Genomic DNA, 12,231 nt, shown 5'->3' on the forward strand with positions numbered 1-12,231 from the left:
TCATCCCACCGAGTAAGCCTGTAGCACCGCTTTCGCGGGCACGCCCGCTCCCACAGGTATGCCACTGAATTCAAGGTCAGTGACCAACCTGTGGGAGCGGGCGTGCCCGCGAATGGGCAAAATCATTTCTCCCCGCCTTTGCCCTGCAACAGGGCACGCTTCATATCGCCATCACGCCACAAATCCGACGCCAAAAAATCGACACGCCGCCACTTATAGCCAAACGCCATAAGACCGTTCGTAGCTTTTTTGACGAATTTTTCAAAATATTTTTCGATGCTGGCATAAAAATATCTCGCAACAGTTTCGCCCTTTATATATCGGCGCAAAACCCCCGAGTGCTATCAGATTGAAATTGTCCGCCACTGAAAAAATATTTAGAAATCTTTCATCCACGCCGAACCCACCCCGGAACTTCTGCTACGACGAATCGCTCATAGTGCCGTAACGATTTTCCTGCCCTCGGGCTGTGAGAGATGACTTACAGATGACAACGGCAGGTATCCACTACCCGCCCCAACAACTTCGACAGGTATGACGGCCCCCCCCGAAAACCCTGTCCATGCAGGAGAGAAGCGTCCCTTTCAATTCGTCCTAGTGGTTGATTTCAAAGGATTTTTCCACTTGAAAAAACAAGCACAGCAAAGCGCCACGTAGCGCATTGCAATAAAGACGGCTGCATTCCAGGGCACGTTTTTTAATTAATGGCTTTTTACTGCCACATTTGAGTGCATAACTTTTTGCGCTCCGGATTTATTTTGCCTGCGCTCGGCGAAGTGTGCATTTCGCCATGGATCCGTGCGCCCGAAAACTGTTGTTAATCAACCCAGTCCGGCTCTCTCCGGAGGTGCCGGCGTGATAAACACATGAGGTGATAGCGATGCGTATCAGCATCTTTGGTTTGGGTTATGTGGGTGCAGTCTGTGCTGGCTGCCTGACGGCGCGAGGCCATGAAGTGATCGGTGTGGATGTGTCCAGCACCAAGATCGACCTGATCAATCAGGGCAAGTCGCCCATCGTCGAACCTGGCCTGGAAGCACTGCTGCAACAGGGCATCGCCAACGGCCGCCTGCGCGGTACTACCGATTTCGCCGAAGCCATTCGTGCCAGCGACGTATCGATGATCTGCGTGGGAACCCCAAGCAAGAAGAACGGCGACCTGGGCCTTGAGTACATCGAGTCGGTGTGCCGCGAAATCGGCTACGTGCTGCGTGACAGCGAGCGCCGCCACACCATCGTGGTACGCAGCACCGTGCTGCCGGGCACCGTGAAGAACGTGGTGATCCCGATCCTCGAAGACTGCTCGGGCAAGAAAGCCGGCGTCGACTTCGGCGTCGCGGTCAACCCGGAATTCCTGCGTGAAAGCACCGCGATCAAGGACTACGACCAGCCACCGATGACCGTCATCGGCGAACTGGACAGCGCCAGCGGCGACATCTTGCAGGCCCTGTACGAAGAGCTCGACGCGCCGATCATCCGCAAGCCGATCGAAGTGGCCGAGATGATCAAGTACACCTGCAACGTGTGGCACGCCACCAAGGTCACCTTCGCCAACGAGATCGGCAACATTGCCAAGGCCGTAGGCGTGGATGGCCGTGACGTGATGGACGTGGTCTGCCAGGACAAGGTATTGAACCTGTCCCAGTACTACATGCGCCCTGGCTTCGCCTTCGGCGGCTCGTGCCTGCCCAAGGATGTGCGCGCCCTCACCTATCGCGCCGCCAGCCTCGATGTGCGCGCACCGCTGCTCGACTCGCTGATGCGCAGCAACGAATCGCAGGTGCAGAACGCCTTCGAGCTGATCGAAGCCCACGACAAGCGCAAGGTCGCCCTGCTCGGCCTGAGCTTCAAGGCCGGCACCGACGACCTTCGTGAAAGCCCGCTGGTGGAACTGGCCGAACGCCTGATCGGCAAGGGCTACCAGCTGGATATCTACGACGACAACGTCCAGTACGCCCGCGTCCACGGCGCCAACAAGGACTACATCGAATCGAAGATCCCGCACGTGTCGTCGCTGCTCAACGCCGACTTCCAGAAGGTGATCGACAACGCCGACGTCATCGTCCTGGGCAACCGTGACGAGCAGTTCCGTGCACTGGCCCAACAAGCGCCGGCCGGCAAGCACGTGATCGACCTGGTCGGTTTCATGAGCAAACCGACCTGCGCCACCAGCCGTACCGAAGGCATCTGCTGGTAAGTGCTGGCCGGGCAGCGGGGGCCTCCCCACCCCCGCTGCCCACCTTTTCCCGAATTCTCGACGGATGCTGAACATGCAAAGGATCCAGACAGTGCTGTTGCAGTGCGCCGGTTGGCTGCTCTACGTGAGTCTGCTCATGCTGATCGCCCTCGCCCTGCCAGCCGATATCTTCGACTCGCAGTCGAAGCACTTCATCTTCCTGGTCGGCGCAGTCGGCATCTGGCGCTACTCCATGGGCGCCACCCATTTCATCCGCGGCATGATCTTCCTCTACGGCGTATACCCGTACCTGCGCCGCAAGGTTCAGAAAATGGGCAAGGACGCCGACCCGTCCCACGTGTACCTGATGGTGACCAGCTTCCGCATCGAAGCACTCACCACCGCCCAGGTGTACAGCTCGGTGATCCGCGAGGCGATCAACTGTGGCTTCCCCACCACCGTGGTCTGCTCGCTGGTGGAGATGTCGGACGAACTGCTGGTGAAAAGCCTGTGGGCCAAATACAACCCGCCAGCCCACGTGAAGCTGGACATCGTGCGCATCGCCGGTACCGGCAAGCGTGACGGCCTGGCCTACGGTTTCCGTGCGATCTCGCGCATGCTGCCGGACGAGAACGCCGTGGTGGCGGTAATCGACGGTGACACCGTGCTGGGCGATGGCGTGGTACGCAAGACCGTGCCGTGGTTCAAGCTGTTCCCCAACGTCGGCGGCCTGACCACCAACGAGTTCTGCGAAGTGCGTGGCGGCTACATCATGAGCGAGTGGCACAAGCTGCGCTTCGCCCAGCGCCACATCAACATGTGCTCGATGGCCCTGTCCAAGCGCGTGCTGACCATGACCGGACGCATGTCGATGTTCCGCGCCAGCGTGGTGACCAACCCCGAGTTCATCGCCGACGTCGAAAGCGACTCGCTGATGCACTGGCGCCTGGGCCGCTTCAAGTTCCTCACCGGTGACGACAAGTCCAGCTGGTTCAGCCTGATGCGCTTGGGCTACGACACCTTCTACGTGCCGGACGCCGCCATCAACACGGTCGAGCACCCGCCGGAGAAGAGCTTCCTCAAGGCCAGCCGCAAGCTGATGTACCGCTGGTACGGCAACAACCTGCGGCAGAACTCCCGCGCGCTTGGCCTGGGCCTGCGCCGCCTGGGGCTGTTCACCAGCATCGTGCTGTTCGACCAGCGCGTGTCGATGTGGACCAGCCTGCTGGGCCTGACCGTGGCGGTGATCGCCAGCCTCAAGTTCGGCCTGGGCTTCCTGCTGGTGTATCTGCTGTGGATCGGCATCACCCGCCTGATCCTCACCATCATGCTGCTGTGCTCCGGCCACAACGTAGGCCCGGCCTACCCGCTGATTCTCTATTACAACCAGATCATCGGCGCGCTGATGAAGATCTACGTGTTCTTCCGCCTCGACAAGCAGTCCTGGACGCGTCAGCCCACTGCCCTCAAGCGTGACCTCGCCAGCTTTCAACAATGGTTCAACACCTGGTCCTCGCGGACCATGACCTTCTCGGCTGCCAGCATCTTCGTTGCTGTGCTGTTCATGGTCGTGTGAGCCCAACCCGGATCGGAACTAACAGGAACAAACCACATGAATACCGCCGTGAACGTCAACGTCGTGCATGAGTCCGAAGCCCAGCGCCAGCATGCCCGGGTACGCATCCCCGCCAAGCTGCGGTTCCTCGACCCTCAGCGCCAGGCCCACGATGTGAAGGTCGACGACCTCTCCGCCGGTGGCCTGAGTTTCCACACCAAGCAACAACTGTCGGTTGGCGACGTGCTCCGCGGGCGGCTGCAGTTCACGGTCGACAACCTCGGCCTGTCGATGGACATCGAGTTCCAGGTGCGCTCCTACAATCCGGGCAGTGGCCGTACCGGCGCGCAGTTCCAGAACCTCGAGCTCCGCGACATCGCCACGCTGCGCCACATCATCACCTCGCACCTGTCGGGTGAGCTGATCACAGCTGGCGATGTACTCAGCACCCTGCAGCGCGACAACTTCACCAAAGCGCGCAAGCAGAAGGACGGCGGTGCCGGCCTGAGCGCCTTCGGCCGCCTCAAGGCGGTCACCGTCACCCTCGGCGTGTTCGTGGTCGGTGTCGCCGCCTTCGGCTTCATCGCCAAGTCGCTGTACGGCATGTACTTCGTCAGCCATGCCGAAGCCGGCGTGGTCGCGGTACCCACCACCAACGTCACCATGCCGCGCGACGGCACCGTGAACAGCCTGGTCGAAAGCGGTGGGCAGATCGCCAAGGGCGCGCCACTGGCCAGTTTCACCACCAGCATGCTGGACATGCTCAAGGGCAACCTGGAAGACGCACAGCTGGAGCCGGCGAAGATCGAGGAACTGTTCGGCAAGCAGTTGTCCGGCACCCTCACCAGCCCGTGTGATTGCGTGGTTGCCCGCCAGCTGGTGGACAACGGCCAGTACGCCGCCAAGGGCCAGCCGATCTTCCAGCTGATCCCGCGCACCACCAACCCGATGGTCGAGGCGCGCTTCACCTACCGCCAGTTCGACGAGGTCAAGCCAGGCACCCGCGTCAACTTCCAGGTAGCCGGCGAAGACGAAGTGCGCACCGGCCAGATCGTCAGCAGCGCCAGCCTCAACAGCGAAGACCTGGCCGCCGACATCCGCGTGCAGATCAAGCCCGACAGCGCCCTGCCCGCCGAACTCGCCGGCCGCCCGGCTTCGGTCAACAGCGACCGTGGCCCATCGCTGAACTGGCTGATCGACAAAGCCATGGCCCGTGGTCTGTAAGAGGACAAGCCTATGACTAGCAGACAACCCGATACCTGTGGGAGCTGGCTTGCCGGCGATCGAGTGCGCAGCACTCGCCCAGCAGATGTATCGCCTGCACTGGCCAATCGCCGGCAAGCCAGCTCCCACAGGGTTCGTGTGAACCTTGGTTTGTGTGGCCTGGCCATGGCCATCGCCTTGGCCGGCTGTGCGGGCCTGCCCGACCAGCGCCTGGCCAACGAAGCCATGAAGCGCGGTGACACGGCACTGGCCGAGCGTAACTACAAGGCGCTGGCCGACCTGGGCTACAGCGAAGCGCAAGTGGGCCTGGCCGACATCAAGGTCGCCACCCGCGATCCGGCGAAAATCAAGGAAGCCGAGGCCACCTACCGCGCCGCGGCCGCCATTTCGCCGCGTGCCCAGGCGCGCCTTGGCCGCCTGCTGGTGGCCAAGCCCGACAGCACCCAGGCCGAGCGCGAAGAAGCCGAAACCCTGCTCAAGCAAGCCGCCAAGCAGGGCGAAAGCAACACCCTGATCCCGCTGGCGATGCTCTACCTGACCTACCCGCAGAGCTTCCCCAAGGTCAACGCGCAGCAGCAGATCGACCAGTGGCGCGCCGCCGGTAACCCGGAAGCGGGCTTGGCCCAGGTGCTGCTGTACCGCACCCAGGGCACCTACGACCAGCACCTGGGCGAAGTGGAGAAAATCTGCAAGGCCGCCCTGAGCACCACCGACATCTGCTACGTCGAACTGGCCACCGTGTACCAGAAGCGTGGCCAGGCCGACCAGCAGGCTGCCCTGCTCGGCCAACTCAAGGCTGCCTACGCCCGTGGCGCAGTGCCGGCCACCCGGGTCGACAGCGTTGCCCGGGTACTGGCCGACCGCAGCCTCGGCCAGACCGACGAAAAAACCGCCAAGGACCTGCTCGAGCAGGTGGCCCCGGCCAACCCGGCGTCCTGGGTCAGCCTGGCGCAACTGGTGTACGACTTCCCCGAGCTGGGTGATACCGACCAGCTGATGGCCTACATCGACAAGGGCCGCGAAGCCGAACAGCCACGCGCCGAACTGTTGCTGGGCCGCCTGTACTACGAAGGCAAGACCGTGCCTGCGGACGCGCCCAAAGCCGAAGAACACCTGCAGGCTGCCGCCGACGCCGGCGAAGTCAGCGCCCATTACTACCTGGGCCAGCTGTACCGCCGCGGTTACCTGGGCAACGTCGAGCCGCAGAAGGCCGTCGACCACCTGCTGGCCGCCGCCCGTGGCGGACAGAACAGCGCCGACTACGCCTTGGCCCAGCTGTTCAGCGAAGGCCACGGCATTCGCCCGCAACCAGGTAACGCCTGGGTATTCGCCCAGCTGGCCCAGGCCAACCCGTCGCCGCAGTCCGCTGAACTGTTGCAGCAGCTCGATCAGCAACTTACGCCTGACCAACGCAGCCAGGCCCAGCAACTGCTGGCACAAGAGAAGCAGGCGCGCGGCAGCATGGCGCAAGACGCAAACAGCACCCTGGCCATCGAAGCCCTGCAAGACGACGAAAAAGAAGTAACCGGTGAGGACTCGCTATGACGCTCAATCCCTTCGTGAAAGCTGGCATCGGCCTGAGCTTCGCCCTGTTGTGGTCCTGCCCGACTCTGGCGGAAATGACCGCTGAAAAGAACTTCGGCCTGGATGTGAAGATCACCGGCCAGTCGGAAGACGACCGTGACCTGGGCACCCGCTCCGGCGGCGACGTCAACGGCCTCGGTCTTGATCTGCGCCCTTGGGTATATGGCGAGCGTGGCAACTGGAGCGCCTATGCCATGGGCCAGGCAGTTACCGCCACCGACACCATCGAAACCGACACCCTGCGCCAGAATGACGACGGCACCAGTACCGATACCGCTGCCGACGGCCGTGAACAGGACAAGAGCTACCTGGCCATGCGCGAATTCTGGGTCGGCTACAGCGGCCTCACCGCCTACCCTGGCGAGCAGCTGCGTTTCGGCCGCCAGCGCCTGCGCAGCGACGATGGCATGTGGCGTGACACCAATATCGAGGCGCTGAACTGGACCTTCGACACCACCCTGCTCAAGGCCGACCTGGGCGTGGCCCAGCGCTTCAGCGAATACCGCACCGACCTCACCGAGCTGGCCCCGGAAGACAAGGACCGCACGCACCTCTACGGCAACGTCGCCACGCAGTGGACCCCTGGCCACTGGGTCGGCGTACGCGCCCACCACACCCACGACGGCGGCAGCCTGAAGAACCCGGGCGAAACCGTCGATGCGCTGGACAAGACCCGCACCGGCGACCTCACCTGGCTGGGCCTGGAAGCCAACAGCGACGCCTACAACTGGCGCAACGACCACACCGTCAACTACTGGGGCAGCGTCACCTGGCTGACCGGTGATCGCGACACCCTCAGCAGCCAGGTCGTCGGTGACGAAACCGTGGCCACCGGCAAGCAGAGCGGTGATGTCAACGCCTGGGCCACCGACCTCGGCATCCGCCTGCGCCTCGACCCGCAATGGCAAGTCGGTGCGGCCTATGCCCGTGGCAGCGGCGGCGGTGGCGACGACGGTTCGAGCAACTACGAGCAGACTGGCCTCGAGAGCAACCGCTCCAACTACACCGGCACCCGTTCGCGCGTGCACCGCTTCGGTGAAGCCTTCCGTGGCGAGCTTGGCAACCTGCAGGCGGCCACCCTGTTCGCCTCCTGGCAGCTGCGCGACGACTACGACGCCAGCTTCATCTACCACAAGTTCTGGCGTGTCGATGGCAACCAGAACATCGGTTCCAGCGGCATCAACGCGGTAGTCAACGACAACGGCGTGAACCGCCCGCTGGTCGATGGTGAAAAAGACCTTGGCCAGGAAATGGACGTGGTCGTGACCAAGTACTTCAAGCAAGGCCTGCTGCCGGCTTCGATGAGCCAGGCCATCGACGAGCCATCTGCCCTGGTGCGCCTGCGCGCCGGTGTGTTCAAGCCGGGTGACGCCTACGGCAAGGAAGCGGACTCGTACATGCACCGCGCCTTTGTCGACGTGATCTGGCGCTTCTGAGGCCGGGAGACCCTGATGAACCTTCACCCGCACTTACGTCACAGCCTCCTGGCCAGCGCCCTGCTGCTGGCCAGTGGCCTGGTCGCTGCCGCAGAGCCCAAGGTGATTGCCAAGGAACTGCAGCAGGCCAAGACCTACACGGTCTCCAGTGCACCGGTCGAGCCGCTGCACATGGACCCGCCGAAGCTGCCTGACCTGACCGGCTACACCGCCGAGGCGGTGCAGAAGAAAATCGACCGTCGCCACAAGGGCAAGGTCAGCCTGCGCCGCATGTTCCAGGAGGACACCCTCAAGGAATTCGTCGGCGGCGACAACAAGGCGGCCGAGTGGGTCCAGCGCCAGCATGGCATTCCGCAGGCGATCTTCGTCGATGACGGCCATGTCGACCTGGTCGAGCTGAGCAAGAAGGTACCCAAGCAGTACCTCAGCGAAGTCGAGCCGGGCGTATACCTGGCGCGCCTGCCGATCGTGGTCGGGCAGAAGGGCATCCTCGAGATCGACGGCAAGGTCAAGCAACTGCGCCTGTCCGAGGAAGGCGGTTCGTTCCTGGTCAACGACGGCAAGCTGTTCGTCACCGACACCCAGGTGACCGGCTGGCGGGAAAAGGAAAACGGCCCGGCAACCTTCCGCTCGCCCAAGGAGTTCCGCCCGTTCCTGCTGTCGTGGGGCGGTACCGAGACCTACATCGTCAACACCAAAATGGCCAGCTTCGGCTACGCCAAGTCCAAGTCGTACGGCGTGAGCATCTCGCAGTACACGCCGAACATGGCCAAGCGCATGGGCCGCCCGGAACCCACCGGCTGGATCATCGGCTCTGAGTTCAGCGACATGTGGTACGGCTTCTACTGCTACGAGACCCAGGACTTCGTGGTCAAGGACAGCACCTACCGCGACAACATCGTCTACGGCATCGACCCGCACGACCGCTCGCACCGGCTGATCATCGCCGGCAACACGGTGTACGGCACCAAGAAGAAGCACGGCATCATCGTCTCGCGTGAGGTCAACGACAGCTGGATCATCAACAACAAGAGCTTCGACAACAAGCTCTCGGGCGTGGTGATCGACCGTAACAGCGTCAACAACCTGATTGCCTACAACGAGATCTACCGCAACCACACCGACGGCATCACCCTGTACGAAAGTGGCGACAACCTGATCTGGGGCAACAAGCTGATCAACAACCGCCGCCACGGCATCCGCGTGCGTAACAGCGTGAACATCCGCCTATACGAAAACGTCGCAATGGCCAACGGCCTGGTCGGCGTGTACGGCCACATCAAGGACCTGTCCAACACCGACCGCGACATCGCCCTCGACCCGTTCGACACCAAGGTGTCGCTGATCCTGGTTGGTGGCGAACTGGCGGCCAACGGCTCGGGCCCACTGTCGATCGACTCGCCGCTGTCGGTCGAGCTTTACAAGGTATCCATGCTAGCCCCGCGCAAGGCCAACGGCATCAGCCTCAACGGCATCCTCGGCGAACGCCAGGACGAAATCCTCGACCTGCTGGTACGCCAGCAAAAGGCTGTGCTGATCGACCCGGTCGAACGCCAGACCGAAATGATCGATTAAGGAAGCCCAGACCATGACTCCACATCTGATGAAACTGCTGGGCCTGTCCGCCGCCCTTCTGGCGATCAGCCAGGGCGTGCGCGCCGAAGACGTCAAGGCCCCCACCTTCAGCGCCGAGCCTTGCTGCCAGCTGTGCCCTGAAGCGCATGACCCAAGCCGCTACACAACCCGTTACCAGCAGAACTTCACCACGCTGGTGCAGGCGAAGGGCGACTGGCTGTTCCGTACCCGCGAAGACCTGCGCACCGAGTTCAATACCACCCCGGCCGGCTACAAGCGCCTGCAGCAAGTGCACGACGCATTCAAGAAGCGCGGCGTGGAACTGGTGGTGGTGTACCAGCCGACCCGCGGCCTGGTGAACCGCAACATGCTCAACCCGGCGGAAAAAGCTGCCTTCGACTACCAGAAGGCCCTGGGCAACTACCAGGCCATGCTCAAGCGCTTTGCCAGCATGGGCTACAACGTGCCCGACCTGTCGCCGCTGACCAACGAACAGCTGGCCGCTGCCGACCAGGGCAAGGACTTCTACTTCCGCGGCGACCAGCACTGGACGCCTTACGGCGCCGAGCGTGCGGCCAGGATCGTGGCCGATACCGTGCACAAGATGCCGGCTTTCGAAGGCATCCCGCGCAAGGAATTCGAAACGAAAAAGTCCGGGCGCATGGGCAAGACCGGCACCCTGCATAACGTGGCCGGCCAGCTGTGCGGCACCAGCTATGCCGTCCAGTACATGGACCAGTTCGCCACCGAGCCGAAAGGTTCCACCGGCGGCGGCGACGACCTGTTCGGTGACGGCGGCAACGCGCAGATCACCCTGGTCGGCACCAGCCACAGCGGCAAGAACTACAACTTCTCCGGGTTCCTCGAGCAGTACATCGGCGCCGACGTGCTCAACGTGGCCTTCCCTGGTGGTGGCCTGGAAGGTTCGATGATCCAGTACCTGGGCAGCGAAGAATTCCAGAAGAACCCGCCGAAGATCCTGATCTGGGAATTCTCCCCGCTATATCGCCTGGACCAGGAAACCATCTGGCGGCAAATCCTTGGCCTGCTCGACGACGGCTGCGATGACCGCCCGGCCCTGATGAGCGCCAGCGCCACCCTCAAGCCCGGCAAGAACGAGCTGATGGTCAATGGCAAGGGCGGCGTGATCAAAGACCTGATCAACCGCAACATGCAGATGGACATCAAGTTCGAAGACCCGTCGGTGAAGGTGCTGCAAGCGACCCTCTGGTACCTCAACGGCCGCCACGAGGACATCAAGCTGGAAAAACCGGAAACCTCCGACACCGACGGCCGCTTCGTCTTCCAGATGCGCGAAGACGAGGACTGGGCCAGCCAGAGCCTGCTGGCGTTCGAGGTGCAGGGGCCGGAAAGCGGTACCCAGAAGGTCGAAGCCAAGCTCTGCAAACGCAACAACTTCGCCGTGCCTGCGCAGACCGCGCAGGCCGGCCAGTGAGGCGACCATGATCCTGTTCAAGCGAATTTCCCGCCCCGCCCTGCTCGCCTTGGCGTTGTGCGGCGGTGCCGCGCACGCCGCGCTGGTACCGCCCCAGGGTTACTACGAGGGGATCGAAAAGCTCAAGACCGGCGACGGTAACTTCCGCTGCGAAGCTGCCCCCAAACCGTATACCGGTGCCCTGCAGTTCCGCAGCAAGTACGAAGGCTCGGACAAGGCGCGGGCAACACTCAACGCCGACTCGGAAAAGGCCTTTCGCAAGTCCACCGAAGACATCACCACCCTTGAGAAAGGCGTGAGCAAGATGATCGGCCAGTACATGCGTGACGGCCGCCCGGCGCAACTCGACTGCACCCTGGCCTGGCTGGGCAGCTGGGCCCGCGCCGATGCGCTGATGTCCACCGACTACAACCACACCGGCAAGTCGATGCGCAAATGGGCGCTGGGCAGCATGAGTGGTTCGTGGCTGCGCCTGAAGTTCTCCAATTCGCAGCCGCTGGCCGCGCACCAGGCCGAGGCCGAGCTGATCGAAAAATGGTTCGCCCGCCTGGCCGAGCAGACCGTGCGCGACTGGAGCGACCTGCCACTGGAGAAGATCAACAACCACAGCTACTGGGCTGCCTGGGCGGTAATGGCCACCGCCGTGGCCACCGACCGTCGCGACCTGTTCGACTGGGCCGTGAAGGAATACAGGGTTGGCGCCAACCAGGTAGACGAGCAGGGCTTCCTGCCCAACGAACTGAAGCGCAAGCAACGCGCCCTGGCCTACCACAACTACGCCCTGCCGCCGTTGACGATGATCGCCAGCTTCGCCCAGGTCAATGGCGTGGACGTGCGCGGCGAGAACAACAACGCCCTGCAGCGCCTGGCGCAGCGGGTACTGAACGGTTCGAAGGACCCAAGCGCGTTCAAGGCCCGCAATGGCGAGAAACAGGACATGAAAGACCTGAAGATCGACAGCAAGTACTCGTGGATGGAGCCCTATTGCAGCCTGTATGCGTGCAGTGGCGACACCCTGCAGCGCAAGCGCGGTATGCAGCCGTTCAACAGCTTCCGGCTGGGCGGCGACCTGACCCGGGTCTATGACCCGAGCGCAGAGAGCAAGAAATGAGTTGAACCCCTTTTGGGGTCGGAACCTGTGGGAGCGGGCATGCCCGCGAAGAAAGCACCGCGGTGCATGGCAAGGGCTTCGCCCTTGTTCGCGGGCATGCCCGCTCCCACAGGT

General features: G+C 62.7%; 8 protein-coding genes. All 8 read left to right on the forward strand.

Annotation, left to right across the window (positions count from 1 at the left end; translation table 11 throughout):
* Positions 1-880 precede the first annotated feature (880 nt).
* The 8 genes from ACLCGK_RS09115 to ACLCGK_RS09150 all read left to right on the forward strand — a co-directional run bounded on the left by ACLCGK_RS09115 (position 881) and on the right by ACLCGK_RS09150 (position 12,117).
* A complete protein-coding gene (locus ACLCGK_RS09115) occupies positions 881-2,197 on the forward strand; it encodes a nucleotide sugar dehydrogenase (protein ID WP_023660654.1) in 1,317 nt (438 codons plus the stop codon).
* 73 nt (positions 2,198-2,270) lie between these two features.
* Entirely contained in the window at positions 2,271-3,752 is a 1,482-nt protein-coding gene (locus ACLCGK_RS09120) for a glycosyltransferase family 2 protein (RefSeq protein ID WP_031324250.1), read from the forward strand.
* Positions 3,753-3,788: 36 nt separating this feature from the next.
* The gene (locus ACLCGK_RS09125) at positions 3,789-4,955 is read left to right on the forward strand and encodes an alginate biosynthesis protein Alg44 (RefSeq protein ID WP_013974151.1); all 1,167 of its coding nucleotides are present in this window, start codon (positions 3,789-3,791) and stop codon (positions 4,953-4,955) included.
* A 165-nt stretch (positions 4,956-5,120) separates the two neighbouring features.
* Positions 5,121-6,500, forward strand: coding sequence for an alginate biosynthesis TPR repeat lipoprotein AlgK (gene algK / locus ACLCGK_RS09130; RefSeq protein WP_410951854.1), 1,380 nt, complete (start codon positions 5,121-5,123; stop codon positions 6,498-6,500).
* Entirely contained in the window at positions 6,497-7,975 is a 1,479-nt protein-coding gene (locus tag ACLCGK_RS09135) for an alginate export family protein (protein ID WP_013974153.1), read from the forward strand. The genes algK and ACLCGK_RS09135 overlap by 4 nt, the downstream gene beginning before the upstream one ends.
* 15 nt (positions 7,976-7,990) lie before the next feature.
* The gene (gene algG / locus ACLCGK_RS09140) at positions 7,991-9,550 is read left to right on the forward strand and encodes a mannuronan 5-epimerase AlgG (protein ID WP_410951853.1); all 1,560 of its coding nucleotides are present in this window, start codon (positions 7,991-7,993) and stop codon (positions 9,548-9,550) included.
* A gap of 13 nt (positions 9,551-9,563) precedes the next feature.
* Positions 9,564-11,006 (forward strand): alginate O-acetyltransferase, encoded by a 1,443-nt coding sequence (locus tag ACLCGK_RS09145; protein ID WP_013974155.1) that lies wholly within the window; start codon positions 9,564-9,566, stop codon positions 11,004-11,006.
* Between the two features lie 7 nt (positions 11,007-11,013).
* Positions 11,014-12,117, forward strand: a complete 1,104-nt coding sequence (locus ACLCGK_RS09150; protein WP_367244649.1) for a mannuronate-specific alginate lyase — start codon at positions 11,014-11,016, stop codon at positions 12,115-12,117.
* Positions 12,118-12,231 lie beyond the last annotated feature (114 nt).

Source organism: Pseudomonas sp. S1(2024), assembly GCF_046557535.1.

Excerpts from the sequence above, each read along its gene's own strand:
- ACLCGK_RS09115 (WP_023660654.1), top strand. The coding sequence starts at position 881 with ATGCGTATCAGCATCTTTGGTTTGGGTTATGTGGGTGCAGTCTGTGCT.
- ACLCGK_RS09120 (WP_031324250.1), top strand. The coding sequence starts at position 2,271 with ATGCAAAGGATCCAGACAGTGCTGTTGCAGTGCGCCGGTTGGCTGCTC.
- ACLCGK_RS09125 (WP_013974151.1), top strand. The coding sequence starts at position 3,789 with ATGAATACCGCCGTGAACGTCAACGTCGTGCATGAGTCCGAAGCCCAG.
- algK (WP_410951854.1), top strand. The coding sequence starts at position 5,121 with ATGGCCATCGCCTTGGCCGGCTGTGCGGGCCTGCCCGACCAGCGCCTG.
- ACLCGK_RS09135 (WP_013974153.1), top strand. The coding sequence starts at position 6,497 with ATGACGCTCAATCCCTTCGTGAAAGCTGGCATCGGCCTGAGCTTCGCC.
- algG (WP_410951853.1), top strand. The coding sequence starts at position 7,991 with ATGAACCTTCACCCGCACTTACGTCACAGCCTCCTGGCCAGCGCCCTG.
- ACLCGK_RS09145 (WP_013974155.1), top strand. The coding sequence starts at position 9,564 with ATGACTCCACATCTGATGAAACTGCTGGGCCTGTCCGCCGCCCTTCTG.
- ACLCGK_RS09150 (WP_367244649.1), top strand. The coding sequence starts at position 11,014 with ATGATCCTGTTCAAGCGAATTTCCCGCCCCGCCCTGCTCGCCTTGGCG.